The 25838-nt window shown below is 46.2% G+C and carries 32 protein-coding genes; 22 read left to right on the top strand and 10 right to left on the bottom strand.

The genetic code is table 11. From position 1 onward, the window contains the following. Positions 1 to 2 precede the first annotated feature (2 nt). Entirely contained in the window at positions 3 to 1151 is a 1149-nt protein-coding gene (locus AB1S55_RS05205; protein WP_370980732.1) for a PilT/PilU family type 4a pilus ATPase, read from the bottom strand. Positions 1152 to 1180: 29 nt separating this feature from the next. Beyond that, a complete protein-coding gene (locus AB1S55_RS05200; protein ID WP_370980730.1) occupies positions 1181 to 2215 on the bottom strand; it encodes a type IV pilus twitching motility protein PilT in 1035 nt (344 codons plus the stop codon). 167 nt (positions 2216 to 2382) lie between these two features. Here AB1S55_RS05200 and AB1S55_RS05195 point away from each other — a divergent pair, with 167 nt between their 5' ends. The 7 genes from AB1S55_RS05195 to rdgB are packed head-to-tail and all read left to right on the top strand — an operon-like array spanning position 2383 to position 7317. After that, the gene (locus tag AB1S55_RS05195; RefSeq protein ID WP_370980729.1) at positions 2383 to 3081 is read left to right on the top strand and encodes a YggS family pyridoxal phosphate-dependent enzyme; all 699 of its coding nucleotides are present in this window, start codon (positions 2383 to 2385) and stop codon (positions 3079 to 3081) included. Positions 3082 to 3117: 36 nt separating this feature from the next. After that, the gene (gene proC / locus AB1S55_RS05190; RefSeq protein ID WP_370980728.1) at positions 3118 to 3951 is read left to right on the top strand and encodes a pyrroline-5-carboxylate reductase; all 834 of its coding nucleotides are present in this window, start codon (positions 3118 to 3120) and stop codon (positions 3949 to 3951) included. Next, positions 3948 to 4535 carry a YggT family protein gene (locus AB1S55_RS05185; RefSeq protein WP_370980727.1) on the top strand — a complete coding sequence of 196 codons (588 nt, stop codon included), beginning with the start codon at positions 3948 to 3950 and terminating at the stop codon, positions 4533 to 4535. The genes proC and AB1S55_RS05185 overlap by 4 nt, the downstream gene beginning before the upstream one ends. A 3-nt stretch (positions 4536 to 4538) precedes the next feature. After that, positions 4539 to 5681, top strand: coding sequence for a homoserine O-acetyltransferase (locus AB1S55_RS05180; protein ID WP_370980726.1), 1143 nt, complete (start codon positions 4539 to 4541; stop codon positions 5679 to 5681). Continuing rightward, positions 5681 to 6274 carry a methionine biosynthesis protein MetW gene (metW, locus tag AB1S55_RS05175; protein WP_370980725.1) on the top strand — a complete coding sequence of 198 codons (594 nt, stop codon included), beginning with the start codon at positions 5681 to 5683 and terminating at the stop codon, positions 6272 to 6274. Before AB1S55_RS05180 ends, metW begins: the two co-directional genes overlap by 1 nt. Position 6275: 1 nt before the next feature. Further along, positions 6276 to 6716 carry a DUF4426 domain-containing protein gene (locus tag AB1S55_RS05170; protein ID WP_370980724.1) on the top strand — a complete coding sequence of 147 codons (441 nt, stop codon included), beginning with the start codon at positions 6276 to 6278 and terminating at the stop codon, positions 6714 to 6716. A 1-nt stretch (position 6717) separates the two neighbouring features. Next, entirely contained in the window at positions 6718 to 7317 is a 600-nt protein-coding gene (gene rdgB, locus AB1S55_RS05165) for an RdgB/HAM1 family non-canonical purine NTP pyrophosphatase (RefSeq protein ID WP_370980723.1), read from the top strand. A gap of 27 nt (positions 7318 to 7344) precedes the next feature. Here rdgB and AB1S55_RS05160 read toward each other — a convergent pair whose 3' ends face one another. From AB1S55_RS05160 to pomA, 5 genes are all read right to left on the bottom strand, one after another. Next, positions 7345 to 8214 carry an SMP-30/gluconolactonase/LRE family protein gene (locus tag AB1S55_RS05160; protein WP_370980722.1) on the bottom strand — a complete coding sequence of 290 codons (870 nt, stop codon included), beginning with the start codon at positions 8212 to 8214 and terminating at the stop codon, positions 7345 to 7347. A gap of 92 nt (positions 8215 to 8306) precedes the next feature. Further along, positions 8307 to 8918, bottom strand: a complete 612-nt coding sequence (locus tag AB1S55_RS05155) for an HNH endonuclease (protein WP_370980721.1) — start codon at positions 8916 to 8918, stop codon at positions 8307 to 8309. Between the two features lie 542 nt (positions 8919 to 9460). Beyond that, positions 9461 to 10033: a PilZ domain-containing protein gene (locus AB1S55_RS05150; RefSeq protein WP_370980720.1), complete on the bottom strand. Its 573-nt coding sequence runs from the start codon at positions 10031 to 10033 to the stop codon at positions 9461 to 9463. Positions 10034 to 10044: 11 nt separating this feature from the next. Further along, positions 10045 to 11037, bottom strand: coding sequence for a flagellar motor protein MotB (locus tag AB1S55_RS05145; RefSeq protein WP_370980719.1), 993 nt, complete (start codon positions 11035 to 11037; stop codon positions 10045 to 10047). A gap of 2 nt (positions 11038 to 11039) precedes the next feature. Continuing rightward, the gene (gene pomA / locus AB1S55_RS05140) at positions 11040 to 11801 is read right to left on the bottom strand and encodes a flagellar motor protein PomA (RefSeq protein ID WP_370980718.1); all 762 of its coding nucleotides are present in this window, start codon (positions 11799 to 11801) and stop codon (positions 11040 to 11042) included. 194 nt (positions 11802 to 11995) lie between these two features. Here pomA and AB1S55_RS05135 point away from each other — a divergent pair, with 194 nt between their 5' ends. From AB1S55_RS05135 to AB1S55_RS05085, 11 genes are all read left to right on the top strand, one after another. Next, a complete protein-coding gene (locus AB1S55_RS05135) occupies positions 11996 to 12229 on the top strand; it encodes an exodeoxyribonuclease VII small subunit (protein WP_370980717.1) in 234 nt (77 codons plus the stop codon). 76 nt (positions 12230 to 12305) lie between these two features. Then, positions 12306 to 12689 carry a phosphoribosyl-AMP cyclohydrolase gene (hisI, locus tag AB1S55_RS05130; protein ID WP_370980716.1) on the top strand — a complete coding sequence of 128 codons (384 nt, stop codon included), beginning with the start codon at positions 12306 to 12308 and terminating at the stop codon, positions 12687 to 12689. Next, entirely contained in the window at positions 12686 to 13024 is a 339-nt protein-coding gene (locus AB1S55_RS05125) for a phosphoribosyl-ATP diphosphatase (RefSeq protein WP_370980715.1), read from the top strand. The genes hisI and AB1S55_RS05125 overlap by 4 nt, the downstream gene beginning before the upstream one ends. A gap of 29 nt (positions 13025 to 13053) precedes the next feature. Further along, positions 13054 to 13296 (top strand): twin-arginine translocase TatA/TatE family subunit, encoded by a 243-nt coding sequence (gene tatA, locus AB1S55_RS05120; RefSeq protein ID WP_370980714.1) that lies wholly within the window; start codon positions 13054 to 13056, stop codon positions 13294 to 13296. After that, positions 13296 to 13751 carry a Sec-independent protein translocase protein TatB gene (gene tatB, locus AB1S55_RS05115; RefSeq protein ID WP_370980713.1) on the top strand — a complete coding sequence of 152 codons (456 nt, stop codon included), beginning with the start codon at positions 13296 to 13298 and terminating at the stop codon, positions 13749 to 13751. The genes tatA and tatB overlap by 1 nt, the downstream gene beginning before the upstream one ends. Further along, positions 13748 to 14512 carry a twin-arginine translocase subunit TatC gene (gene tatC, locus AB1S55_RS05110; protein ID WP_370980712.1) on the top strand — a complete coding sequence of 255 codons (765 nt, stop codon included), beginning with the start codon at positions 13748 to 13750 and terminating at the stop codon, positions 14510 to 14512. Before tatB ends, tatC begins: the two co-directional genes overlap by 4 nt. Before the next feature lie 104 nt (positions 14513 to 14616). After that, complete coding sequence (pip, locus tag AB1S55_RS05105; protein WP_370980711.1) at positions 14617 to 15588, top strand: prolyl aminopeptidase; 972 nt, start codon at positions 14617 to 14619, stop codon at positions 15586 to 15588. 70 nt (positions 15589 to 15658) lie between these two features. Further along, on the top strand, positions 15659 to 16099 hold the full coding sequence (dtd, locus tag AB1S55_RS05100) for a D-aminoacyl-tRNA deacylase (RefSeq protein ID WP_370980710.1): 441 nt from the start codon (positions 15659 to 15661) through the stop codon (positions 16097 to 16099). Between the two features lie 3 nt (positions 16100 to 16102). Beyond that, positions 16103 to 16813: a 5-oxoprolinase subunit PxpA gene (gene pxpA, locus AB1S55_RS05095; protein WP_370980709.1), complete on the top strand. Its 711-nt coding sequence runs from the start codon at positions 16103 to 16105 to the stop codon at positions 16811 to 16813. Then, on the top strand, positions 16800 to 17555 hold the full coding sequence (locus AB1S55_RS05090; RefSeq protein ID WP_370980708.1) for an allophanate hydrolase subunit 1: 756 nt from the start codon (positions 16800 to 16802) through the stop codon (positions 17553 to 17555). The genes pxpA and AB1S55_RS05090 overlap by 14 nt, the downstream gene beginning before the upstream one ends. Then, positions 17555 to 18529 carry a biotin-dependent carboxyltransferase family protein gene (locus AB1S55_RS05085; RefSeq protein WP_370980707.1) on the top strand — a complete coding sequence of 325 codons (975 nt, stop codon included), beginning with the start codon at positions 17555 to 17557 and terminating at the stop codon, positions 18527 to 18529. Before AB1S55_RS05090 ends, AB1S55_RS05085 begins: the two co-directional genes overlap by 1 nt. 73 nt (positions 18530 to 18602) lie before the next feature. Here AB1S55_RS05085 and AB1S55_RS05080 read toward each other — a convergent pair whose 3' ends face one another. Both AB1S55_RS05080 and AB1S55_RS05075 read right to left on the bottom strand, forming a co-directional pair. After that, positions 18603 to 19997 (bottom strand): DUF3369 domain-containing protein, encoded by a 1395-nt coding sequence (locus AB1S55_RS05080; RefSeq protein WP_370980706.1) that lies wholly within the window; start codon positions 19995 to 19997, stop codon positions 18603 to 18605. Between the two features lie 43 nt (positions 19998 to 20040). Next, positions 20041 to 21636, bottom strand: a complete 1596-nt coding sequence (locus AB1S55_RS05075) for a sensor histidine kinase (protein ID WP_370980705.1) — start codon at positions 21634 to 21636, stop codon at positions 20041 to 20043. Between the two features lie 234 nt (positions 21637 to 21870). On the opposite strand from AB1S55_RS05075, the gene AB1S55_RS05070 reads away from it, so the two are divergent. From AB1S55_RS05070 to AB1S55_RS05060, 3 genes are all read left to right on the top strand, one after another. Further along, positions 21871 to 22488, top strand: coding sequence for a beta-phosphoglucomutase family hydrolase (locus AB1S55_RS05070; protein WP_370980704.1), 618 nt, complete (start codon positions 21871 to 21873; stop codon positions 22486 to 22488). Positions 22489 to 22499: 11 nt separating this feature from the next. Beyond that, on the top strand, positions 22500 to 22985 hold the full coding sequence (locus AB1S55_RS05065; protein ID WP_370980703.1) for a peptidylprolyl isomerase: 486 nt from the start codon (positions 22500 to 22502) through the stop codon (positions 22983 to 22985). Positions 22986 to 23076: 91 nt separating this feature from the next. Next, on the top strand, positions 23077 to 23505 hold the full coding sequence (locus AB1S55_RS05060; protein WP_370980702.1) for a hypothetical protein: 429 nt from the start codon (positions 23077 to 23079) through the stop codon (positions 23503 to 23505). On the opposite strand, the gene AB1S55_RS05055 is transcribed toward AB1S55_RS05060, so the two are convergent. Next, positions 23502 to 23909, bottom strand: a complete 408-nt coding sequence (locus AB1S55_RS05055; protein ID WP_370980701.1) for a secondary thiamine-phosphate synthase enzyme YjbQ — start codon at positions 23907 to 23909, stop codon at positions 23502 to 23504. The two genes, AB1S55_RS05060 and AB1S55_RS05055, sit on opposite strands and share 4 nt — an antisense overlap. A gap of 91 nt (positions 23910 to 24000) precedes the next feature. Here AB1S55_RS05055 and AB1S55_RS05050 point away from each other — a divergent pair, with 91 nt between their 5' ends. Next, positions 24001 to 25833: an ABC transporter ATP-binding protein gene (locus AB1S55_RS05050; RefSeq protein WP_370980700.1), complete on the top strand. Its 1833-nt coding sequence runs from the start codon at positions 24001 to 24003 to the stop codon at positions 25831 to 25833. Positions 25834 to 25838: the final 5 nt, after the last annotated feature.

Here is a 25838-nt window from a genome sequence, read left to right as displayed (position 1 = left end):
CATCAAAAACGGCGGCGTATTCCGGCATTACGCTCATCCTCTTCGACCTCAAACTCATCCGCAGCACCAGACAAATACTCAGAATCGGTTTCTGAACCCAGCTTAATACGCAAGCGAAGGTCATTAGGAGAGTCGGCGTAGCTTAATGCGTCTTCATAGGTAATTTCACCAGAGTCATAAAGCTCGTAAAGCGCCTGATCAAAGGTTTGCATACCCAAATCGGTTGAGCGCGTCATTAAGTCTTTTAGCTCGTGCACGGCACCCTTGCGAATAAGGTCAGCTGCTAAAGGCGTATTCAAAAACACCTCCAAACACGCACGACGGCCACTACCATCGGGTGTTGGAACCAATTGCTGGGCCACAATGCCTTTAAGATTCAAGCTTAAATCCATCCATAATTGATCGTGCCTATCAGCAGGGAAAAAATGAATAATTCTATCCAAAGCTTGGTTTGCATTATTGGCATGCAAAGTACAAAGACATAAGTGCCCCGTCTCAGCAAAGGCAATGGCATGATCCATCGTTTCACGTGAGCGAACCTCACCGATCAAAATCACATCGGGAGCTTGGCGCAAGGTGTTTTTAAGTGCAACTTCAAAGCTCTCCGTATCAATACCGACCTCTCGCTGAGTAATAACACAGCCATTGTGCTGATGCATAAACTCGATCGGGTCCTCAATAGAGATAATATGCCCCTTGGAATTACGGTTGCGATGGCCAATCATCGCCGCCAAAGAAGTCGACTTACCAGTGCCTGTTGCTCCAACAAACATAACCAAGCCACGCTTAGTCATCGCCAACTCTTTAATGACCTCAGGTAAACCCAAGCCATCAACAGTAGGAATTTCAGTTTCAATACGACGTAGGACCATGCCAGCCAAATTACGCTGGAAAAACGCACTGGTTCGAAAACGACCAATACCACGTGCAGACACTGCAAAGTTGAGCTCTTTTTTCTCAACAAACTCTTTGCGCTGACGCTCGTTCATAACGCTCAAGACGGTTTCACGCGCCTTTTCTGGCGACACCGGAGTCGAACTCACAGGAACAATCCGGCCGTGAACCTTAATTGAAGGCGGTACGCCTGCGGTAATAAATAAGTCCGAGGCCTTCTTTTCAACCATGAGCGACAAGAGCTTGTCGAGTTCCATAATGCTTATTCCTGTACTGTGCGCGTGGCTTAAAAGTTCTCTGGCATTTTCGCTTTTTCTCGTGCCACATCACGGGTAATGATGCGGCGCTCGACAAGATCGGACAAACATTGATCCATGGTTTGCATGCCAAGTGAGCCGCCAGTTTGGATCGCAGAATACATCTGCGCGACCTTATCTTCACGTATCAAATTACGAATTGCTGGTGTACCACGCATAATCTCATGCGCAGCTACACGGCCGCCACCTTGGCGCTTCATTAATGTCTGCGAGATCACAGCCTGTAATGACTCAGACAGCATAGAACGCACCATTGCTTTTTCTGCAGCAGGAAATACATCAACAACACGGTCGATGGTTTTAGCTGCAGACGTAGTATGCAAGGTGCCAAATACTAAGTGTCCTGTTTCTGCAGCGGTTAAGGCCAAACGAATCGTTTCAAGGTCTCGCATCTCACCTACAAGAATAATGTCGGGATCTTCACGTAAGGCAGAACGTAAAGCCTCTGCGAAGCCGTGGGTATCTTTGTGAACCTCACGCTGGTTGACCAAGCACTTCTTACTCTCGTGCACAAATTCAATTGGATCCTCAATGGTTAGTATGTGCTCATACTTACTTTCATTGATGTAATCCATCATTGCCGCAAGCGTGGTCGATTTACCCGACCCCGTCGGCCCTGTTACTAAGACCAACCCCCGTGGAACCGCCGAAATATCGCGAAAAACTTGACCCATACCAAGCTCTTCCATAGTTAAAACCTTGGAGGGAATAGTACGAAAAACCGCCCCTGCACCGCGGTTTTGGTTAAATGCATTGACTCGGAAACGAGCCACTCCAGGCACTTCAAATGAAAAGTCCGTTTCAAGAAACTCTTCATAATCTTTGCGCTGCTTATCGTTCATGATTTCATAAATTAGGCCGTGTACCTGCTTGTGTTTCATAGCGGGAACATTGATACGGCGCACGTCGCCATCCACACGGATCATCGGCGGCAAACCCGCACTTAGGTGTAAATCTGATGCCCCCTGCTTGGCGGAAAAAGCCAGCAACTCCGTAATATCCATAACCTGCCTCTATGTTTGCTCGAAAAAACGAGCCGCTTAGGGCGCAGTTCGCGCTAAACTACACCCCTTTAAAAACTTATGATTGACCGCGATGTGCTCAACTGGCAGCAAACAACGCTTTTTCTACACGCAATTCAACACTTAAGCACACACAACCTTATCAGTATATGCACAGAATAAACGACTCACTATCGCAACTCAAAAAACAGATTCAAGCAAGCGCGGCAAGGGCTGGAAGAAACGCCAAAGACATCACCTTACTTGGCGTTAGTAAAAAACAAAGTGACGATAAAATTATTGCGGCCATTGAAGCGGGCTTAGAAGACTTTGGCGAGAATTACTTACAAGAAAGCCTCTCCCATATCGAGCTCGCTCAGAGTTCAACGGTAGTGAATAAGCCCAAGTGGCATTTTATCGGCCCTATACAGTCGAATAAAACACGTGCGATTGCGGAGAACTTTGCCTGGGTGCATAGCGTCGATCGCTTAAAAATCGCCCAACGCCTAAGCGAGCAACGCAGCGAGGCACTGGGCAAGCTACAAGTCTGCCTGCAAGTAAATATTGATGGCGAAGCAAGTAAGGCCGGAGCCAGTAAAAACGAAGTGGCCGAGCTCTGCCTCAGCATCAATCAACTGCCTCATCTCCAGTTGCGAGGCCTAATGATCATTCCTAGGGCTCGAAACAACTACGATGAGCAGCGACAGGTTTTTGCTCAAGCTCGCGAGCTTATGCAGAAAATTAACCGTGACCACAAGCTAACTATGGACACTCTATCTATGGGTATGAGTGCCGATATGGACGCAGCGATTGCCGAAGGCGCCACAATTGTTAGAATTGGCAGCGCTCTATTTGGAGCACGTAGCTAGTAGCTACTTCACCCCCTATTTAAAGCGGATTGCACAGTGACTTTACACCCCGAACTCAAGCTCAGTTTTATCGGAGCAGGCAATATGGCCCAGGCCATTATCAAAGGCTTGCTTAAACAAGGCCTGAGCCCAGAACAAATCAGTGCCACCACCTCTCGCGAAGAAAGCGCACAAGCGGCCAGCACCGAGCTTGGCATTCACTGTCATTGCGACAATCACGCAGCGGTGGCCGATGCTGACATTATTGTTCTAGCTGTAAAACCGCAGAAACTCGAAGATGTTTGCCAAAGCTTAAAAGCCAGCATTAAGCCAGGCGCCTTGGTATTGAGCGTTGCCGCAGGAATTCGCTGCAGCAGCATGGAGCATTGGCTCGGATCTATTGCTATTGCTCGCAGCATGCCTAATACCCCATCCGCCATTGGCTTGGGGGCAAGCGGCCTTTACAGCAACAGCCAGTGCTCAACAGAGCAAAAACAACAAGCACGCGCCATACTTGAAGCGGTTGGAATTTGTGCTGAGGTTGAGCAAGAACAACAGATCGATGCCGTCACTGCCGTGAGTGGAAGCGCTCCAGCTTATTTTTTCTTGTTTGCTGAGGCCATGATAGATGCAGGTGAAAAACTTGGTCTGAATCGCGATGTAGCCACTCAACTCGCCTTACAAACTGCTCACGGTGCAGCGGCACTTGCGCAAAGCAACGAGCTTGATGTTGCAGAGTTACGCAGGCGCGTCACCTCCCCCAAAGGCACTACCGAACAGGCCATCTTATCTTTTGAAAAAGGCGGCCTACGTGATCTTGTTGAAAACGCCATGCGAGCATGCACACGCAGAGCCGCAGAACTTTCTGATGAACTAGGAAATAACTCATGAATACCGTTCAAGATATCTTAGTTTTTATTGTCGACAGTATCGGCAGTTTATTTTTATTATTTGTCATACTGCGCTTCTTTTTACAGCTTGCTCGAGCTGACTTTTACAACCCCTTCTCGCAGGCGATAGTAAAAATCACCAACCCCTTACTAACTCCACTTCGGCGCGCAATACCCGGTGTCTTTGGTATCGACCTTGCCTCCGTTGTTCTCGCCCTAGCGACCCAGGTTTTGATCAGTGAGATTATTTGCCTCATTCTGTTTCAAACTTGGTACAACCCGCTGCAACTACTGATTTGGGGCGCATTAGGAATCTTAAATATCACCTGCTATATCGCTTTTGCCTGCATTATCGTTATGGTGATTTCTAGCTTTGTTGCACCACATAGCCACCACCCACTTTTACTACTTGTGCATCAACTGATGGCTCCGGTTATTGACCCTGTACGTAAAATCATTCCAGCTGTAGGCGGTCTTGATTTTTCAGTCATGTTTATAGGTATGGGCATGGTTATTTTGCAAAAAGTTATCTATGCCGCAGCCGTCGCTTCGCGCTTACTACCTGATTTAGTAATAGGTTTTTAAGATATGCCCAACCCGCTTCCCCAAAACAGCGTTGGTATCGTCAGCTCCAAGAGCATGCTGTTTGATACCCCCTTGGAACTTGCCTGTGGTCGTACGCTTGAGTCGTACGAGCTAGTCTATGAGAGCTATGGCAAGCTCAATGAAGATAAAAGCAACGCTATATTGGTTTGCCACGCTTTAAGTGGTGACCACCATCTAGCTGGTTATTACAGCGAAGAAGATAAAAAACCTGGCTGGTGGGAAGCCTATGTCGGCCCCGGTAAACCGCTTGATACTGATCGCTTTTTTATTATTTGCCCAAACAATATTGGTGGTTGCCACGGCTCTACAGGGCCCGCATCAACCAATCCTGACACAGGTAAAGTTTGGGGCGCAGACTTCCCAGCCTTACGAGTACGTGACTGGGTGCACAGCCAAGCACGCTTAGCCGACCGCTTAGGCATTGAGCAATGGGCTGCTGTGGTTGGTGGTAGTTTAGGTGGCATGCAAGCCATGCGCTGGGCCTTAGAGTACCCAGAACGCCTGCGACACTGTGTTGTTATTGCCTCGGCAATGAAGCTAAGTGCTCAGAATATTGCCTTTAATGAAACGGCTCGTAGCGCCATTCAAAGTGATCCAAATTTTAAGCAAGGCCATTACCTAGAGCATAATACCTTGCCTGCACGTGGCCTCAGCGTGGCCCGCATGATTGGTCACATCACCTATTTATCCGATGATGGTATGGGTAAAAAGTTTGGCCGGGATCTGCGCTCAGGCACCTTTCAACAAGGCACAGAAGAGCCCGTAGAATTCCAAATAGAAAGCTATCTGCGCTACCAAGGGAGCAAATTCTCTACCGCCTTTGATGCTAACACCTACATTCTTATGACCAAGGCCTTAGATTATTTTGATCTTGCCCGTGAATATGAGCACGATGCAGCACAAGCATTTCGCCATGCTCAATGTAAGTTTTTAGTTGTTTCATTTACCTCTGACTGGCGCTTTGCCCCTGAGCGCTCACAAGAAATTGTAGACGCCTTAATGCAAGCCGACCGCGATGTTTGTTATGCCGAAATCGATAGCCCCTACGGCCACGATGCCTTTTTAGTCGGCAATCAAAGCCGTTATTGGGATGTCTTCCACAGCTATATGAGTAAGGTGAACTAATGCGTCTGGACTACAGCATTGTTGCAAACTGGGTTGAGCCCAATAGCCAAGTACTTGATTTAGGCTGCGGTGATGGCTCACTACTTAAGCAGTTACGCGATGAAAAAAACGTACATGGTTACGGCTTAGAAATTAATTCCGAAAATATTCTTCGCAGCATACAAAATGACATCAATGTCATTGAGCGCGATATAGAAGGCGGACTGACAAACTTCGCAGATAAGCGTTTTGATACTGTTATTATGAGCCAAGCTATACAAACATTAAAACGCCCCGACCAAGCTCTAGCAGAGATGCTGCGAGTAGGCCGTGAATGCATTATTACCTTCCCCAATTTTGGTCATTGGAAGGCGAGGCTAATGCTAGCCACTAAAGGCCGCATGCCTGTTAGTGATCTACTACCTTATGAATGGTACAACACGCCAAACATTCACTTTTGTACATTCAAAGACTTTGATTTTATGTGCCGTACTTTAGGTGCACGCATTATCAATCGTGAAGTCATTGCCAACGGCTCGGCCGGTAAAGCCTTGCAGGGTTTACACCCTAACCTATTTGGTGAAACCGCCCTATATCGCGTCAGCAAGGATTAATATGTTGCGTATTCTCTTTACTCTATTAACGCTCTGCGTCTTAGCGCTCACCAGCCAAGCGGAAGCGCCCAACAACCAAAGCGATTTCCTTAACTATACCGTGCAACACACCGTATTTAACAGCACCTTTGTACCTGCTGAAATTGCCAAAATCTATAAACTCAAGCGCAGTGCTTACGAAAGCCTTATCAATGTAAGTGTTTACTCAAATGAGAAACCCATGCAAACCATTGCCGCCGATATTAGCGGTAGTGTTCGCAATCTCATGCAACAAAAAACCAAACTTAAATTTATTGAAATAAAAGAACAAAACGCTGTTTATTACTTAGCACCTGTTCGCATTAATGGCGAAGAAACACTGCACTTTGAACTCGAGGTCAAACCAAGTTCAACAGACACCGAATTAAAAATCAACTTCGATCAAAAAGTATATAGCGATTAATATGAGTAAAATTGTGCTCGCTAGTGGTAACGCCGGAAAACTAAGAGAATTCAGCAAGCTATTTTCAAAATTCAATTGCGAACTTATTCCCCAAAAAGAGCTGCAAATAAGTGATGTAGATGAAACCGGTTTAAGTTTTGTCGAGAACGCCATTATCAAGGCAAGGCATGCAGCCCAAGTCAGTGGTCTGCCAGCACTAGCAGACGATAGCGGTATTGAGGTTGACGCACTTAACGGCGCGCCAGGTATTTATTCCGCACGTTTTTCAGGCCTACAGGCAAGTGATGCAGACAACAACCATAAGTTGCTGGAAGAACTGCAAGGCTTAAAAGAAAAACAACGCACAGCGCGTTATCAATGCGTTTTGGTTTTTATGCGTCACGCCAAAGACCCCGTCCCTATTATTGCCCAAGGCAGCTGGGAAGGAATCATTTTAGAAGAAACACGTGGTGAAGGTGGCTTTGGCTACGACCCCCTTTTCTGGGTTCCAAGCCACAACTGTGCGTCAGCAGAGCTTGATAAAGAGGTAAAAAATAAGATTAGTCATCGAGCCATCGCAAGCTTGGCTTTAGAAGCAGAATTAAAAAAGGCCGGTTATTAAGCCGGCCTTTTCATTTCAGTGTTTGAGCTAACCTTTAAACTTATTTTCTGGCAACCCAGCCACATCAACATCAATTGCAAATACGCCCCCAGGATGAGGAAACTCTTCAAGCTCATCCTCAGGACGACCACCAGCACTCGTAATATAAAGTGTCTTCATATCCTTACCGCCAAAAGACACCATCGTTGGACAGCGTGCGGGCACGGCAATTTCCTGAACGATTTCACCCTCAGGACTAATGCGCACTACGCGGCCCCCTTCATATAAAGCTGACCAGTAGTAACCCTCCACATCAACAGAAGCTCCGTCTGGACGACCGTTGCCTTTAGGAAATTCACAAAAGACGGAACGATTACTCGCAAGTCCTGTTTCAAGGTCATAGTCACAGCGATAAATCAGATGCTTAGGTGTATCGCTATAATAAAACACCTTATTATCAGGGCTCCACGCGATACCGTTCGTTGTTAATAAATCATCAGCGACCAAAGCTACTTTATGATCACCATCCAAACTCCATAAATTTGCGCCGTCGTAATCTTTGGGTGGATAATACGAACCGGCAAACAAACGGCCACGAGCATCACAGCGCCCATCATTAAAGCGTGTTTTATCTAGATCAGCCTCTGGATCACTAATAAAACGAAGCTCAGTATTCCAAGCATCCAATAAGTAATAACCTGTACGCATAGCCAAAAGAAAACCGCCCCCCTCTCTGAATGCATAACAGCCTATTTCTTCTTCAAACTGTAAAAACTCATTTTCACCAGTCTGAGGATCAAAGCGATTTAGTTGGAACTTGTTAATATCAATCCAGTAGAGCTTTTGCTCTTGTTCATTCCAGCGTGGGCACTCACCAAGATTGGCCTGAGCATCCAAAGCAAGTTTCGCTTGCAACATAAAGGTATCCAGTTAACGGCTTAATAAAGCGCGCTAGTTTAAGCGCCTAGCGAACTGAAATAAAGCCACAAGCTAAGACCGACCTCAAACCTTTACACTGCAAGACTAAAACTCGCGCCACGGCTATCAATTAAACGGCCACAGTAATGCTTGAACCGAGGCCTCAGATAGGCCATTTGATCACCGCGCATACGATCACTGTTAATTAAAGCAAGGTATTCGTAAGGATTAGGTAAATAGGGTAATGCAAGTAGCTGCATGTCTATCTCTTCTAGCAGGTAATTACCCTTTCTCTGATTACAGCGCTTGCAAGCAGCAACCACGTTCTCCCAACGGTCTGGACCACCTCTACTTGTAGGCACAACATGATCGCGACTTAATTCGGAAGAAGAAAAATAATGCCCACAATAAAGGCATCGAGACTCATCTCGAAAAAATAGAGCCTGATTAGACAGGGGAGGCGGCTTAGAGAAATGTGTCGTTTTAGCCTGACTACTGCAACGACCACCACAGGCTAAAATAGCAGGTAGATCGATATAGCTTTGCCTGCCACTAAAACGAGAGCGACCACCACGAACGCGCTTTACTACACCTCCCATGGACCAAAGTACCAACTCCCTTGCGTAGAGAGTGGTCGCCTGCTTCCAATTTAACCACTCGACTGCTTGGCCACTCATGTTTACACGTAGTATTTTTGCTTCCATAAATACTCCTATTGCGACCAGCGTTTTTTAAGCACAGTAATACTAGGCTCAAAGCGCCCTCTAGGGCGACGGCTACAAGCACATAAGTAATTAGTTGAAGAGGGCCGGTGAGGCGGAAAAGAATTTTTGATTTTCTTTAGGGGGAGAGAGTTCTGTTGAGCCCTGCAGGTGAACTGCGGCGTATTCGATATTGGGCGACTGCTAAAGCTTGGTAATTCCGGGTCGTGACCACTCAAACTTTTAAGCAGAGTCACAGCGACCGAAACCCGCCCTTGTACATGGCTTAGGTAGTTGAAGGTAGCACCCTCCATTCCATCGTCGTTAAATTAAATATGACAACAAACTATTTTTTAGTCAAGCAATATTGCACTGCCTTATATTTCATTAATATGACCTAAAGAGGCAAGTAATAAATAATTATAAAAACAGAGAAAAGATGGGAGTTTGAGACTATTTAGCGATAAGCAAAATAAATTTATTGCGGCCTCCATGTAAAGTATGAGTACAATATCTAGCTCGATACAAAAACAGCAAGATAAGCACTAATTTTTTTCGTTCTTATGAGATGCTCTATCTTTAAGCATCGAACTTTGATTTTGCACTATATGCCGAATCAAGCGCTCTTGATCCTCTTCGCTCATACCAATAAAATCAACTCGACAACGCCAGAGTTCATGCTCGTTTTTTTCACAGCGAACAACTTTGGCCCTACTGCGTATTTTTAGCTCATCGGGATAAAGTGTTAACTGGAGATCAAGCATAGTATTGTTTAGCAGTAACTCATGATGAGTAAAAGCCAAACCACATGCGCTAATATTAACTTCTTGTATACGCTCTGAGAAATGCTCAAGAAGATTACTCTCTAAAGCCAGTAAATTAGCAACACGCTCGAGTTTTTGATTCATTAATGAAAGCGCACGACTAACCTCGGGTTGCTTATCTTTGAGTAATGAAACCAGCTCCTCTAACTCATTATCCCCTTCATTAATTAACTGAAGAGGGTTCATTGAAAACACCGATTCTGCGCCCAGAAGCTCTTTGCCATTCAAGCTTAATATTGTAAGCCCTACAGTATCATTAATCCGGAAATAACGACGCCGTTCACTTTCTTTCATAGTGCTTCTCCTTAGAAGATTTCATCAGGCTCAAGGTCAAACAAATATTCAGGGTCTAAATTTAACTCTCTGAGGATATCTTGCCCCTCTTTATCTTCTTTCAGCAGCTTAATGTCTTCTTCCTCGAGCTCATCCTCTAAACCTTGTTTAATCAATATTTCAACACGACGGTTACGAGCACGATTTTCTGCGCTGTCATTTTTGACCAGAGGTAAAGTATCGGCGTAGCCGCTTATTTGAAAACGACGGCTGTCCACCTCACCACCTAACATTAACTCATGCGCAACCGAAACTGCTCGCGAAGAACTTAGCTCCCAGTTGGATCGAAAACGCGATGTGCGTATGGGTATATCATCGGAGTGCCCCTGAACCTCTATCTTTCCTTTTTTAAGTGCCAAGACTGCTTTCACTTCACGCATAACATCTTTATACGCTGGAGCCATTTCGGCAGAGCCTGAAATAAAGCTGCCTTTCTCTCGAATACGAATAATAATTAAGCGGCCACGCGTTTCTAATTCAACTTGACCCGCAACAATCTGCTCTTCCAGTGCGTCAGCCAACTCGTAGGCATCTTTGCGAGTACTCTCTAGTAAATCTTCAAGCTTCTGCTTAACTTCAACCTTAACACCACCTTCAAGCGCCTCATCACCTTGCTCAATCGAGTATTCCTCCGAGCACTCTACCTCTAAAGACATTTCGGTCAGATCGTCCGTTTTTTGCCATATTTCATTTATAGGTGTCGGCTCGGGCCGGCCAGGACTAAATTCTTGCGCAATAATGCTCGTGCCCTTAGGAATATCAGTGACGTTTAATTTATTCTGCACCCCAAAGGCTTGAGCCATCGAGCCTGCTAGGCGCTTAAATTTCATTGCATCCATTTCAGAAAATGAAAGCAACAAAACAAAAAAACACATCAGCAGCGACATTAAATCTGCAAAGGTGCCCATCCAGGCGGGCAGCCCGGGTTCGCATTCGCAGCCTTGTTCGTCGTCTTCGTCGCTCACTGCTATTCGCCGCCTTCAGCCACTCGCTTACCCTCTGGCAAGTAGGTTCTTAAGATACCGTCAATCACACGCGGGTTTTGTCCAGCCTGAATAGCCAATAAAGCATCTATAACCAAGCTTTTGGTCATGGCCTCTTCAGCTGCTCGCAGCTTAAGTTTTTCACCAATAGGCGCACAAATAGCATTCGCAACCACAGCACCATAAAGAGTGGTTAATAGTGCCACCGCCATCGCTGGGCCAATTGACTTAGGATCATCCATATTAGCCAGCATCGCGACCAGACCAATCAAGGTGCCAATCATGCCCATAGCAGGAGCCATATCCGCCAAGGACATAAAAATCTGTGAACCTACGTTATGGCGTTCTACGGCTTGAATTTTATCTTTGCCCAACGTTGCCTTAACCACATCTGGGTCGTGCCCATCCACTAGCAGCTGAATGCCTCGCTGCAGAAAGTCACTGCTGACCTCCTTGCCCTCAAGTGATAACAGCCCACCCTTGCGAGCCTCATCAGCCAAGGCCACGATTTCATCAATCAGTTCAAACACATCAGGCATTTTATTTGAGAAGCTTTTACCTGCTACTTTGGCTGCACCCAAAAACTGGCCCAAACCAAACTTCGCCATAACAGCAAAGATCGAGCCCCCGAATACAATCACCAGAGATGGTGCATTCACAAACATGCCCAGATCCCCAGCAAGCAGCATCGACACGACAATCAGCGCCAAGGCGCCGATAATCCCCACAATCGTTGCTAAATCCACTTTTTACTCCTATGTCAGGATTTGAAAGTCCTGTTTGTAGTCTAGTCAAGAAATAGCACTTGGTTATAAAGCTGCCCCGCTTCATACACCTATTTACAAGCCCCTTTTAGCTATCGACCTGCAAGCTATCTACTTGAGGCCATTGACCCCTCCTAAGAGCTTCGATATTGTTCGAGCCCATTCAGGAGGCGCACGTGAGTAAAAAAGCATCGATCAAAAATTTCGAACAGAACTTAAGCGAACTCGAAGCGCTTATTGATTCTCTAGAGAGTGGTGAACTTAGCCTTGAGCAAGCACTTAGTCAGTTCGAAAAAGGCATTAAGATGAGCCGAGACTGTCAGCAAGCACTCACTGACGCAGAGCAAAAAGTACAAGTCTTACTCGAACAAAATGGCCAGCTTGTACTAAACGACTTCGATCCCGAATAAATCAAATATGAGCCACAGTCAGCTAAGTTAATGTTGTTTTTCCGCTAAACTGTGGCACTTTAGCTCGGAGCTTTTTGTGAGTAATTTTCTCGACCAAATTAAATGGACCAATGAAGGTCTTTGCCCTGCCATCGCTCAAGATGCCCAAACCGGAAAAATCTTGATGATGGCATGGATGAACCGTGAATCTCTGCAGCTTACCGCTGACAACATGGTTGCCACCTATTGGTCACGTTCACGCCAAGCACTCTGGCGTAAAGGTGAAAGCTCTGGCCATAGTCAGCTAGTAAAGAGCATACAGCTTGATTGTGATGCGGATGTCATCGTCTTAAAAGTCGAACAACAAGGTGGTATTGCTTGCCATACTGGCCGTGAAAGCTGCTTTTATCGCACTTTAGTCGACGGACAGTGGCAGATCTGTGAAGATGTCATTAAGGACCCGAAGGATATTTATTCATGAGTGACGTGTTAAACGCACTAGACGCCGTACTAGCCGAGCGTAAAGACAACGCTGATGCCGACACATCTTATGTCGCGCAGTTACACAGCAAAGGACTTAACAAAATACTCGAAAAAGTAGGTGAAGAAGCGACAGAAGCAATCATCGCTGCTAAAGACGCCGAAAATACCGACAACAAAGAACTAGTAATAAGTGAATGTGCCGACTTATGGTTTCATTCAATGGTCATGTTGTCGCATTTAGACTGCAACACCCAAGACGTGCTTGATGAACTAAGCCGTCGCTTTGATTTAAGTGGCCTGGTTGAAAAGGCCTCACGCAATACACAGAAATAACAACGACCACAAATTAAGAAGGTACTACCATGGGTTTAGGCGGCATTAGCATCCCTTCACTACTTATTATTCTCGTAATCGTATTACTGCTATTTGGAACAAAGAAGCTACGCAACCTAGGTGGCGACTTAGGTGGCGCCATTAAGGGCTTTAAAAAAGCAGTTGTCGACGATGAAGCCGAAACCAAAAAGGTTGAGGAGCAAAAGACCTGCAGTGCTGACACCAGCGAAAGCACAGCTAAAAAGGAAGAAAGCAAAGAAGAAAGTAAGTAATGAGCTTTTGGGAGCTGCTGGTCGTTATCGTTGTCGGCCTGCTAATTATTGGGCCTGAACGCCTGCCAGAGACCTTGCGCACAGGTGCCTTATGGATTGGGCGGATCAAGCGTGCGCTCAACAATACCCGTGCCGACTTTGAGCAGCAGCTGGGCATGGATGAGATCCGCCGCGAATTGCACAACGAACAAGTTATGGCCTCTCTGAAATCATTGGATCTCGGTACTGACGATTTCAATCAGCAAATCAAAGAGGTTGATGCAAGCCTACAAGCGGAAATCAAACGCATAGAAGACAGTATTGATGAGCAAGTCGCTCACGATCAAGACCCCAATGCTGACGCTGAACTTGGGCTTGAACCTGAAAACGCTGAACACGATGAGGCTGAAGAGGACGATTACAACGATCCTTTAAGCGAAGCCAACGCCAATCCCGACCATTTTAGACGCCCATGACCAACAACCAAAGCATGCCAGATGACGACAAGGGCCAACCCCTCGTTGAACACCTGCTTGAACTGCGATCTTGTCTACTAAGAGCTCTAGTCGCCGTCCTATTAATTTTTCTAGGCTTGTTTAGCTTTGCCAATGAGATATACGAGTTTGTTGCCGAACCGCTACAGCGCTTCTTACCCGAAAACACATCGATGATTGCCACCGATGTCGCCTCGCCTTTTTTAACTCCGTTTAAGCTCACCCTCTTTGCAGCGATTTATATCGCCATGCCCTATATTCTTTACCAAATATGGCGTTTTGTAGGGCCTGCCCTTTATACAAAAGAAAAGCGCATCGTCATCCCCATGATGGTTAGTAGCATAGCCCTGTTCTATGCAGGTACTGCATTTGCTTATTTTGTCGTCTTCCCTCTGGTATTCCAATTCTTTACCTCTATTGGGCCAGAAAGCGTATCCATGATGACGGATATAAGTAGCTACTTAAGCTTTGTGATTAAGCTATTTTTTGCTTTTGGCATTGCCTTTGAAATCCCTATTGCCACTATTCTGTTAATTTATGCTGAAGTCATCAGCGCCGAAAACCTAGGCAAGAAACGCCCTTACGTAATTGTTTTTTGCTTTATTCTCGGCATGTTTATGACCCCTCCCGATGTCATCAGCCAGCTTTTATTAGCCATCCCCATGTGGCTACTATTTGAGGCAGGTTTGTTCTTTGGCAAACTAATGATAACTAAGAAAAAAGCCGAAGCAGAAAACGCATAAACAAGCGCAACTAAGGCTTCCATCGCTGCGACCAGAGTACTACTATAATTTAGCGGGGCTTGTTCATTAGCGGCCCCACCTAATTCATAGGCTCAGGACCCGCCATGACACCACTGTATCCGGAAATAAAACCTTATGCCCGCCACGAACTTGCCGTGGACGACACCCATACCTTGTATGTCGAGCAAAGTGGCAACCCTGAAGGCTTACCCATTGTCTTTTTACACGGTGGCCCAGGTGCCGGCTGCGGTAAATACGACCGCCGTTTTTTTGATCCCGAGCTCTACCAAATCATCTTATTTGACCAACGTGGTAGTGGTCGATCTAAGCCTCATGCCGAACTGGAAGGTAATCACACAGATGCCCTAGTTGAGGACTGTGAAAAAATACGTACATTCTTGAACATTGAAAAATGGGCCTTATTTGGTGGATCTTGGGGCTCCACCCTTGCACTGCTATACGCCCAGCGCTACCCAGAGCACGTTAACGCAATGATCTTGCGCGGAATATTCTTATGTCGCGAGCGCGACTTAACATGGTTTTACCAAGACGGCGCAGACCGTATCTTCCCTGACTATTGGCAAGACTACCTCTCTCCGATCCCTGCTAATGAGCGCTCAGACATGATCGCAGCTTATTACCAAAAGCTAACAGGCAACAACGAGCTCGCCAAAATGGCAGCAGCGAAAGCTTGGTCATTATGGGAAGGCCGCTGTGCCACACTTCGCCCCCACCCCGATGTCGTTTCTGCATTTAGTGACCCACATATGGCTTTAAGCCTCGCTCGTATTGAGGCGCATTTTTTTATTAATAAGGCTTTTATCGATGCTGAACAAATACTAGAAAACACCAGCAAAATCGCCGACATCCCCGGCATTATTATCCATGGCCGCTACGACTGTGTATGCCCTCTGGATAACGCCTTCGAACTTCATCAGCGCTGGTCAAACTCTGAACTGCACATTATTCGTGATGCTGGGCACAGCGCCCTTGAACCAAGTATTACCGATGCACTGGTCAAAGCTACAAAAGATATTGCCAGCCGCTTAGGCTCGGGTGGCGACCAACTTAGTTAAACCAGCATCAAACAGGCTTGCCGCAAGCTGGTGTACACTAAGCAACGTTTAAACTTAAGTAAGTTTTAAGATGAAAGTTCTTCTACAGCGTAGCGGCCCTGCCTCGGTCACGGTTGAGGGGCAAGTGATTGGAGCTATTGATCACGGCCTTGTTTTACTCATTGGTATAGAAAAACACGACGGGCAAGAAAGCCTCGAAAAAATGGCTCGAAAAGTTCTTAACTACCGAGTTTTTGGTGACAATGACGGTAAAATGAACCTCAATGTGCAGCAGGTAGAGGGAGGATTACTGTGCATTAGCCAATTTACACTCGCAGCAGACACTAAAAAAGGCTTAAGACCTGGCTTTAGCTGCGCTGCGGTCCCAGAGCAAGCCGAAACCTTATTTGAGCAATTTGTTAATCTATTAAAAACCACAAGCTCCTGCCCTATCGAAACCGGTAAATTTGCTGCTGATATGAAAGTAAGCCTAGTCAACGATGGCCCCGTCACCTTTATGCTTGAGTGCTAAACCATGTTATTAAACTGCGATCTAGGTGAAGGCCTCAGTGATGTTGATAGGCGCATTATGCCTTTTATAGATCAAGCCAATATTGCTTGTGGCGGTAATGCTGGGGACAGCAAAAGCATGCAAGAGACCCTTGAACTTGCGCTGCAGCACGATGTTGCCATCGGTGCTCACCCTTCATACCCAGATAAAGCAAACTTCGGTCGCAAGAGCCTATGTATCAGCCTGCCTGAACTTGAAACAAGCTTGCGAACTCAACTAGATGGGCTATATGAATTATTACAAAAACGCGACCTGAGTATTGAGCACATCAAAGCACACGGCGCCCTCTATAACGACAGCAACAAAAACGAAGAACTACTCACCTTACTTATTGAACTCGCCAAAGACTATAACTGTTCGCTAATGCTGCAAAGCCTGCCCATTAACGACAAAGCCGAGATTATTGCCAATAAGTTTTCTGTACCGCTTATTTTCGAGGCGTTTGCAGACAGGGCCTACGATAAAAGCGGCCTACTTGTAGCACGCAATATTGAAGGTGCTGTACATCAGGATATCGACCATATCGTGCAACAGGCGCTCTGCTTTGCTCACCATAAAGCCGTACCCGTTGTCAACGGCCAAGCCTTAAAGCTTCACGCCGACAGCCTCTGTATTCACGGGGATAGCCCTTTAGCATTACAAGCAATCAGCGCCATTTACGATGCCCTGCGTTAACGTTTTTAATGAGAACAGTTTACTGCTGGATTTCTCTGACCTTAATCCAATCTCGCCTCTGAACTCTACCCAAGACTTAGGCCAACACCTCGATCAAGACATCAAACCTGTTTCAGATATCTGCAGCGATACTTTATTTTCTTGTGTCGAATTTATAAAAGCTCAGGATTGGCCAATTCTAGAACTCATACCTGCTTATGAAAGCCTGTTAGTGAGCTTTCAATTTCCACACTTTCCCCCACAAGAAGCTATCAACGCACTCCAACAGTGGTTTCAAAAGCCTTTAAACCAACAGAGGCAAAAATCAGCTCCCGCCATAGAGCTACCTTGTTATTACGGTAAAGAAGTCGCCCCTGACTTAGAGCGATTAGCAAGCGAGCGTCAGCTAAGTACAAACCAATTTATTACCCTACACAGCCAGAATCGCTACCGAGTTTACTGTTTAGGCTTTAGCCCAGGTTTCCCTTATTTAGGCTGGGTTCCTAGTTTATTGAGCGCGGCACGTTTAAAGCAACCACGGCTTAAGGTTGCAGCAGGAAGTGTCGGTATCGCCGACCGGCAAACCGGAATTTATACCCAAGAAGGCCCAGGAGGCTGGAATATCATTGGCCGCTGTCCAGAAACCTTACTCAACTGGCAAGCCCCAAATAGAGATGAGATCAGCTCTTTTACTGCAGGGCAGGAAGTACGTTTTCGCCCCATTGAGAAGAAAGAGTTCCTCGCCTTAGGAGGGCAGTTTTAGTGAAAAGCTATGGGCAAATAACACTCGTTAAAAGTGGCCTGCATTGCAGCATACAAGATATGGGGCGCCCCGGCTTACAGCACCTAGGCATCAGCCCAAGCGGCGCTGCAGACGAACACGCCTTACGCTGGGCTAACGCCTTACTTAACAACAATAACAGCGCGCCAGCCCTCCAATGCTGTATGGCCAATGTCGAGCTGCATTTCACAGCAGCCACCTATATCGCTATTTGTGGCGCCGATTGTGACATCACCGTTAATAATAGAGCTCGCCCAAACTGGAGCGCCATTAGAATCGCAGCCGGTGACACGCTCAAACTCTCACAGGCCAGAAGTGGCTTATATAGCTATATCGCCATCAGTGGTGGCTTACAAGTTGTAAAACAACTTGGCAGTGCGGCAGTAAACGAAAGGGAAGGGCTCGGTGCGAACTCCGGTAAAGCCTTAAGCAACGGCATCTGCCTATCATATAAAGCCCCCCAAACACTGCAGCTTATGCGTACCGTACACTGGTCATATCTGCAGAAATACTCAAGCATAAACCTAAACTCAAACACCACAGCGAAGAAAGACCAAGAAATACGTTTTATCCCAGCACAGCAGTGGTGGAAGCTGCCACCTTCGCAACAACAGCTGTTCTTAGGAAGTACATGGCATATCGGCAGCAACAGCAACCAAATGGGTTTGCGTCTACAAGGGCCTTGTATAAAGACCAAAAGTGAAGCGCGTTTATCGTCCCCTTTAGCTGCTGGAGCAATTCAACTTCCAGCAGATGGACAGCCCATCGCCATGATGAAACAACATCAAAGCATTGGCGGCTACCCACTACTAGGTAGCGTCTATAAAAGCGACCTGTGCCGTCTAGCGCAACTGGCCCCAGGTCAAAGCTTTAGTTTTGAGCTAGGCAGCATCGAACAAGCGCAAAAAGCATATGCTCTTTGGCTTGCACAGTGGGATTTAGAAACATCAGAATAAAATATCTAACAGAGCAGCAAGCAGGCTTCCACAGCTATAAAAGTGAGAAAGCCCAAAACAAAGAAAGGCAACCCTATTTAGATGAAGGACTTAACTTATGGCTAGCAGCTCGCAGCCAGTCTTTATCACCAGCCTCTAGCTCCTCTAAAGCGACTACACCACTGTGCTCGTCAACGTGAAGCTGAGCATTGTTTACATCAAAATCCTGCTCAAAAAGCTCATCAACAGGCTTACTTGAACTCAAACTGCTCTTATTCGCTAAAAGAGCAAAAGAATTAGTCGACACTCGGCAAAGCTCGACTTGCTCAGGAAAACTTTTACGCAAGCGCTGAGCCACACTTTGTAAAAGATGCTCGCCAACCTCTGCACCATGAGCTTGGCTGATATCGCTCAAATTATCTATTTCAGTTAAAACAAGCGCGTAATTTGCAAGCTCGTCTTGCTCTTCAAGCTCGGCAATACGTTCATTTAGGGCATGGCTATTAGGCAGGTCTACCAAACTATCTTTATAAGCATAGCTACGCAATTTATCGATCAGTTCAAGGTTGTCGGCGCAAATAGAGATATTACTGCAAAATAGCTCTAGCAGCGATCGATCCACCGCACCAATCGGATCAGAACTACCTACATAAACACACATATCGCCACGCTCACTGCTGCCCAAATACAAAGCAACACCATGACTGTTAACAACATTACTGCGCTCATCTAAGCATTGCTGCAACATGCTGCGCTCAGCGTCATCCTGTAAATCAGTTAGTGGATGATCAATCAAACTACAGTAATGCCCTGCAGCTGCAATGATTTGAGGCGCTTCGGAAGTACCACCACGGCGTACACAGATTAAGCCTTCTGGCTCTATCGTCAACAGAGCCGCAAGCTGCACAATCACCCCCTGAGCGAACTCATGCAGGCCTTTTTTACTCATCAAATCAGCGCTAGCTCGAACAATTAAGTCCAAGCCTTCTTTGCTAGACTGAATTGTCTGCAACTGCTGATAAGAGCGAATGGCGGCGGTTAAAGAGGCGTAGAGTTTATTTTGCGTCAGTTCAGATTTAAGCTTGTAATCATTGATATCGTAATCACGAATCACTTCAATTTCAGGCGCCTGATTAGGCTGACCGGTACGTAAAATGATACGGCTGTGATGATTTTTTAGCTCATTGCGGATAACAGCGACAAGATCTAGACCTGCATTCGGTGTTTCCATCACCACATCTAGCAAGATAACCGCAATATCATCGTTATTTTTCAGTACTTCTAATGCTTCCTCGGCAGAACTTGCATGTAAAAATTGCAAGCGACGCCCCATGACCTTGGTATTACGTAGTGCAAATGTTGTTGCCGAATGTACATCTTGCTCATCATCGGTAATCAATACCTTCCATACTAACGGCGCACTTTGCCCTTCTTCACTGACGCTCGGCTTAGTCTCGCCGACGAAGGTCATTAGATCATCATCACTCATGTTTCTGCCACAATCCTATGTCATTACCACGGGAACTATATAATTAAGAACTCGCAATTGTAGTGCCCAAACCGCTTTCACCTTGCTCTGGCGCCTGTAAAGGAAGCACCATAATAAAGGTCGTCCCCTCACCCGGTACCGAGCTTAATTCAATAGTGCCACCCAATACACCGGTAACTAAGTTATGAACAATATGCATACCCAAACCGTTACCGCCCTCACCTAGCTTGGTGGTGAAAAAAGGGTCAAAAATACGTTTAACATTCGCCACTGGAATACCCACACCGTTGTCACTCACCTCAATACGGCATTCATCATCACCTTCACGCCCCGCCTTAATTTGAACCCTACCTTGTTCACGGCCATCAAAGGCATGAATCAAGGTGTTGTTCAGCAAATTAGTCACAATTTGACCAAGAGGCCCTGGGTAACTATCAAGCATAATGGCTTCATTGCAATCAATATCAACCACGAACGGAGTGTGCTTAAACGCTGGCGAAACCGTTAATTTAGTTTCTTTAAGTACAGCAAGTAAATCAAACTTACGTCGCTGTACAGAAGTTCGATCCATTGCCACCTGTTTAAAGCTACTCACCAGTTCTGAGGCGCGATCGAGACTGCTGACCACCAGTGATGTGCCTTCGATCATATCACTGGTATAAGTTTCAAGAGCTGAGCGAGTAAGGCCATCGCTCATTTGTTTTTCTAAACTGCGACTTTCATCCAGTAACGATGAAGCTACTGTCAAACCGTTACCAATAGGCGTATTCAATTCATGAGCAACCCCTGCAACCAATGACCCCAAGGCCGCCAACTTCTCACTTTGCACGAGGTTACCCTGAGCTTGCTTTAACTGATCCAGTGTTTGCTGCAGCTCTTGATTAACCTCAACTAAATCGACAGTACGCTCGCGCACACGCTCTTCTAGTAAGGTAAAAGAGCTTTCTAGAGAGCCACGCATACGTTCCAACTGAAGGCTCAAAGCTCCAAATTCATCATCGCTGAGCGGCGGAATCGCTGTCTTTAAATCACCTTCAGCAATACCCACCGCAGCTTGTTCAAGCAGTTTCACTGGCGTTACAACTCGCCGTCTAAGAAAATAACTTACAAGTACAACGGTGAACACCAGCTGAATAATAATAATGGTTAATAACAGTCGACTCTCTGCAACCGCCCTCGACTTAGCACTGGCCAAGCTATAAACCAAGGTAACCTGCCCTAGCTTTTCACCTTCGTAGATAATGTCTCGGGTAACCTCAATACGGTTGTCACCAACTACAGCCTCTTTAGGCTCGTAACTTAAGAAACTTTCGCCATGCACAGCTCGCACATCGATAGAGACAACAGCAGGGTCAATACTGACAGAATCAATTAAAGGCTGGCCTAAATCTGCCGCAATGTTCCACAGCGGCATTGTCATACCAGCCTCAAGCAGCTCAATATAGTTGTTGGCCATTTCACGGCTGTCGTGATCCACCGTACGGTAAAAATTTTCCCGAATGAGAAGGAAACCAGTCAGAGTCGCAGGCATTGCAACCGACATAACCACAATAAACAGCAAAAAGCGCTGCAAACTGCCATAACGCTGGCGGCGAGCAGCCGGCTTAGTTTCATTATCTAACGCGACGGTATCGGTCACAGGCAGATGCACATTTCAGAGATTATTCTTAGCCAAGCGCAAATTACCTGCGAATGACGCCCTATTCTCAAACTATAGCCTATTACAGCCCGAACGCTGAGGTTGACGCAATGACTTAACACGCCACAAATCAATTTTAGGCGCTAGTTTCTGTTACATCAGAAACTTAGAAGTATTTTTATTAATTTAGCTCTTACAGGTATAGTCCTCGTCTTCGACCTAGGTAGACCTCTTATGACTTCAGCCATGCAAGCTTATGATCAGTACGATGCACTCATTTTTGACATGGACGGCACACTTGTAGATAGCGGCCAAGTCCATGAACAGGCTTGGAAACAAGCGCTCAATAAACACCATATCCCTATCGACGCGGAACTGATGCGATCTTTAGCGGGTGTACCTACAGTACAAACCGTTGAGAGGCTCATTCAATATTTTCAGCTACAGAGTGATATTCAGCCGGTTTTAGTGGCTCATGATAAAGCTCAGTTCGCAGCCGAACTGGCACCTAAGTACCTGCAAGCCACCAAGCTCAAAGAAGTTGTTCTGCATTATGCTGGCCGCAAGCCGATGGCCTTAGGTACAGGCGCCTTAAGCGGAGAAGCCCAAAACATACTCAAGCTTTTAAAGCTCGATCAATATTTTCCCGTCATTGTTGGCGGTGACAACGTCAGCAAACACAAGCCCGCCCCTGATACGTTTTTACTCTGCGCCGAGAAGCTCCAGGTTGAAGCCAGCAAGTGTGTCGTGTTTGAAGATAGTGTCTTAGGGCTTGAAGCCGGCCGAGCTGCTGGCATGAGTGTGATTGATGTGGCCCTCGATCTCGATATTCACAATGACTATTTTTTATAAGGCACAACAACATGAAAATCGCTAAAAACAGCGTCGTTACATTCTTTTATAGCTTACATGACGATAGCGGTAAGGAGCTGGAAAATAACTTTGAAGGCACACCAATGGCCTACCTTCACGGCCATAACAACATTTTCACTAAGCTTGAAAGCGAATTAGAAGGTTTAAGTGTTGGCGATGAAAAAGAAGTTCAACTTACGCCGAAAGAAGCCTACGGTGAGCGCCGTGCTGATGCGACTCAAAAAGTACCTATGAAGCACATACTCGGCAAACACAAAAAACTAAAGCCAGGGCAATTTGTAAAAGTTAACGGTGAAAAAGGTCCTATTGATGCAAGTGTCATAAAAGCTGGCAAGTTTATGGTTGAGCTCGACTTCAACCACCCACTAGCAGGCTTAAACCTAAGCTTTAAAGTAAAAATTGATGAGGTTCGAGCAGCCTCTGAGGAAGAGCTTGCCCACGGACATGCTCACGGCCTAGGCGGACACCACCACTGATCCGTAAAACGATAAATTTCAGCAACGCTACTTGCGTTCAGATGGCTATTTTCTAGACTAAAATTACCGCCCCCACAAAAAGATAGATGCTGTGATTATCGAAAACTGGAGCCTACGCGGCGTACTTTATACCCAGTATCAAGGCGTCGTCACCGGCGAGCAACTAATAAATTATGCCCTTGGCGCCAGTGGTGACGAACGCTTTGAGAACCTGCACTTTGTTATTGGTGACTGGACAGGAATAGAACAAACTAAGATAAGCGCTGAAGACGTACGTGAACTCATGGCTTGCCTTAAAGTCATGGCAAGGCTTTGTCCTTATGCACAAAACGCAAGTATTGTTAACCGCACAGAAAGCGGCTTAGCTCTTGCCGCTTGGTATCAACACCTTGCTGAAGGTTTAAGCTGGGAGGTTTCCATCTTCCATAATCTACGAAGCTGTTTTGAACAATACCAATTAGACTTTACTCAGGTCGACCCGCATCAAGATCTTGCTTATAAAAATGCTCGCGCCAGCTAAGCTCCTATATGCACAATAACTCTGCGCTGCTGGGCCCCATTGCGATGCTCCCACAGATATATGCCCTGCCAGGTGCCCAAAGCTAATTGACCATCTAAGATTGGAATACTGATGCTAGTGGCCGTTAACGCCGCTTTGATATGAGCCGGCATATCGTCATCGCCCTCTAGAGTGTGGGTATAAAGTCGGTCACGCTCAGGCACTAAGCGGTTAAACCAAGCCTCTAAATCTCGCTGAGCTGAAGGGTCGTAGTTTTCTTGAATCAATAAACTTGCCGATGTGTGCTGGATGAACAAGGTACACAAGCCCTCATCATAGCCAGCCTGAGCAACAGCGGCAGAAACTTTATCTGTAAAAGCCCACAAGCCCTGCCCTGAGACCGACACATTAAGAGTAATCACCATAAATACTGGCTCCTGTTTTGACCCCTTACTATAACAAACAAGATCTCAAGCCTGTGGCATAATGCCAAGCTTTGCTAACTCGGCCTTAGTCATGTACGCATTCTTTGAGCGCCTACTCAAGCCCTTCCCAAAACCAGACAATCAGCTTCCACCCAATGATGTCTTAGGCTTTTGCCTGCATTACGCTAAGGGTACTAAGAAATATCTATTCTTAATGGGCTGCTTCACTGCACTAGTAGCAGCGTTAGAGGTCTCTCTTTATGGCTTTGTTGGCCAACTTGTCGACTGGCTCAATAGCCAAGAAAATAGAGACATATTCAACGGCGATAACAAACAACTATGGTTAGCAGCAGGCATATTATTACTACTGCCTTTTGGCATTTTTATGCAAAACATGGTTATGCACCAAACCTTGCTTGGTAACTTTCCAATGCGCATACGCTGGCTCGCCCATCACTATTTGTTGGGCCATAGCATGGATTATTACCAGAATGAATTTGCCGGAAGGCTCGCCACCAAAGTGATGCAAACCTCACTGGCGGTACGTGAAACAATCATGAAGTTTGTTGATGTTCTACTGTATGTGAGCATCTATTTTATTAGCGGCCTCATCCTTATCATTAGCTTGGACTGGCGCCTAGCTATCCCCTTTGTTTTATGGCTATTCTGCTACGCTAGCTTGCTGCGCTACTTTTTACCGAAACTAGGCAAAATCAGTGAACATCAAGCCGATGCTCGCTCGGAAATGACGGGGCGTATTGTCGATACCTATACCAATATTTCCACCGTTAAGCTTTTTAGCCATAGTGGGCGCGAACTCAACTACGCTAAAGACGCCATGTCTGGCTTCCTCAATACTGTCTACCCACAAATGCGTTTAGCAACCAGCTTAACCTCTTTGGTGTGGGCTGCGTCGGCAACGCTAATATTTAGCGTTGCCGCAATTGGCCTATGGCTTTGGTCAGAAGAGGCCATTAGTACAGGAGCCATTGCCGCAGCTTGTGCCTTGGTATTACGTCTTAACGGTATGAGCCATTGGATCATGTGGGAGGTCTCCACTCTGTTTGAAAACATTGGTACGGTTCGTGATGGTATGAACACGCTAACGGCCCACCGCAAAGTTCAGGACAAAGCCGACGCCCGCAAGATTCAATTTAAGCAAGGCCATATAGAATTTAACGATATTCACTTTGACTACGGGGCCAAGCGTAAGGTCGTGGAAGGCTTTAGCTTAGACATCAAACCCGGTGAAAAAATTGGATTGATTGGCCGCTCCGGTGCAGGTAAAAGCACCATCGTAAACCTCTTATTACGCTTCTACGATGTCAATAGTGGTCGTATTTGCATCGACGGCCAGAATATCAGTGAACTCACCCAAGAGAGTTTGCGCAGCCAAATTGGCATGGTTACCCAAGATACCTCTCTGCTGCATCGCAGTATTCGAGACAATCTCTGTTATGGGCGGCCAGAAGCAACGGATTCGGAGATAGCTCTGGCTTGCCAACAAGCCTCTGCTTCAGATTTCATTCTCGACCTAGAGGATGCCCATGGCCGACGGGGACTCGATGCACATGTCGGTGAGCGAGGTATCAAACTAAGCGGCGGCCAGCGTCAGCGTATAGCCATTGCTAGAGTGCTACTCAAAAATGCCCCCATTCTTATTTTAGATGAGGCCACTTCCGCGCTTGATTCAGAAGTAGAGAGTGCTATCCAGCAAAACCTTAAAACACTGATGCAAGAAAAAACGGTCATTGCTATTGCGCATAGATTATCGACCATCGCTGAGCTAGACCGCCTCATTGTGATTGATGAAGGCAAGATCGTTGAACAAGGCAGCCACAGTGAATTACTGGCTCTCAATGGGATTTACGCCCATTTGTGGCAGCGTCAAAGCGGCGGCTTCTTGGCTGAAACAACCGACTAAAAACA

The organism is Agaribacterium sp. ZY112 (assembly GCF_041346925.1).
GTDB lineage: Bacteria > Pseudomonadota > Gammaproteobacteria > Pseudomonadales > Cellvibrionaceae > Agaribacterium.
This window is presented reverse-complemented; position numbering and strand designations above follow the sequence as displayed.

Excerpts from the sequence above, each read along its gene's own strand:
- AB1S55_RS05160 (WP_370980722.1), bottom strand. The coding sequence starts at position 8,214 with ATGTTGCAAGCGAAACTTGCTTTGGATGCTCAGGCCAATCTTGGTGAG.
- AB1S55_RS05125 (WP_370980715.1), top strand. The coding sequence starts at position 12,686 with ATGAGTGACGTGTTAAACGCACTAGACGCCGTACTAGCCGAGCGTAAA.
- AB1S55_RS05205 (WP_370980732.1), bottom strand. The coding sequence starts at position 1,151 with ATGGAACTCGACAAGCTCTTGTCGCTCATGGTTGAAAAGAAGGCCTCG.
- AB1S55_RS05050 (WP_370980700.1), top strand. The coding sequence starts at position 24,001 with ATGTACGCATTCTTTGAGCGCCTACTCAAGCCCTTCCCAAAACCAGAC.
- pip (WP_370980711.1), top strand. The coding sequence starts at position 14,617 with ATGACACCACTGTATCCGGAAATAAAACCTTATGCCCGCCACGAACTT.
- AB1S55_RS05180 (WP_370980726.1), top strand. The coding sequence starts at position 4,539 with ATGCCCAACCCGCTTCCCCAAAACAGCGTTGGTATCGTCAGCTCCAAG.
- AB1S55_RS05185 (WP_370980727.1), top strand. The coding sequence starts at position 3,948 with ATGAATACCGTTCAAGATATCTTAGTTTTTATTGTCGACAGTATCGGC.
- tatC (WP_370980712.1), top strand. The coding sequence starts at position 13,748 with ATGACCAACAACCAAAGCATGCCAGATGACGACAAGGGCCAACCCCTC.
- AB1S55_RS05070 (WP_370980704.1), top strand. The coding sequence starts at position 21,871 with ATGACTTCAGCCATGCAAGCTTATGATCAGTACGATGCACTCATTTTT.
- pxpA (WP_370980709.1), top strand. The coding sequence starts at position 16,103 with ATGTTATTAAACTGCGATCTAGGTGAAGGCCTCAGTGATGTTGATAGG.
- tatA (WP_370980714.1), top strand. The coding sequence starts at position 13,054 with ATGGGTTTAGGCGGCATTAGCATCCCTTCACTACTTATTATTCTCGTA.
- metW (WP_370980725.1), top strand. The coding sequence starts at position 5,681 with ATGCGTCTGGACTACAGCATTGTTGCAAACTGGGTTGAGCCCAATAGC.
- AB1S55_RS05150 (WP_370980720.1), bottom strand. The coding sequence starts at position 10,033 with ATGAAAGAAAGTGAACGGCGTCGTTATTTCCGGATTAATGATACTGTA.
- tatB (WP_370980713.1), top strand. The coding sequence starts at position 13,296 with ATGAGCTTTTGGGAGCTGCTGGTCGTTATCGTTGTCGGCCTGCTAATT.
- AB1S55_RS05090 (WP_370980708.1), top strand. The coding sequence starts at position 16,800 with ATGCCCTGCGTTAACGTTTTTAATGAGAACAGTTTACTGCTGGATTTC.
- rdgB (WP_370980723.1), top strand. The coding sequence starts at position 6,718 with ATGAGTAAAATTGTGCTCGCTAGTGGTAACGCCGGAAAACTAAGAGAA.
- AB1S55_RS05155 (WP_370980721.1), bottom strand. The coding sequence starts at position 8,918 with ATGGAAGCAAAAATACTACGTGTAAACATGAGTGGCCAAGCAGTCGAG.
- dtd (WP_370980710.1), top strand. The coding sequence starts at position 15,659 with ATGAAAGTTCTTCTACAGCGTAGCGGCCCTGCCTCGGTCACGGTTGAG.
- AB1S55_RS05170 (WP_370980724.1), top strand. The coding sequence starts at position 6,276 with ATGTTGCGTATTCTCTTTACTCTATTAACGCTCTGCGTCTTAGCGCTC.
- AB1S55_RS05065 (WP_370980703.1), top strand. The coding sequence starts at position 22,500 with ATGAAAATCGCTAAAAACAGCGTCGTTACATTCTTTTATAGCTTACAT.
- AB1S55_RS05055 (WP_370980701.1), bottom strand. The coding sequence starts at position 23,909 with ATGGTGATTACTCTTAATGTGTCGGTCTCAGGGCAGGGCTTGTGGGCT.
- AB1S55_RS05195 (WP_370980729.1), top strand. The coding sequence starts at position 2,383 with ATGCACAGAATAAACGACTCACTATCGCAACTCAAAAAACAGATTCAA.
- AB1S55_RS05200 (WP_370980730.1), bottom strand. The coding sequence starts at position 2,215 with ATGGATATTACGGAGTTGCTGGCTTTTTCCGCCAAGCAGGGGGCATCA.
- AB1S55_RS05080 (WP_370980706.1), bottom strand. The coding sequence starts at position 19,997 with ATGAGTGATGATGATCTAATGACCTTCGTCGGCGAGACTAAGCCGAGC.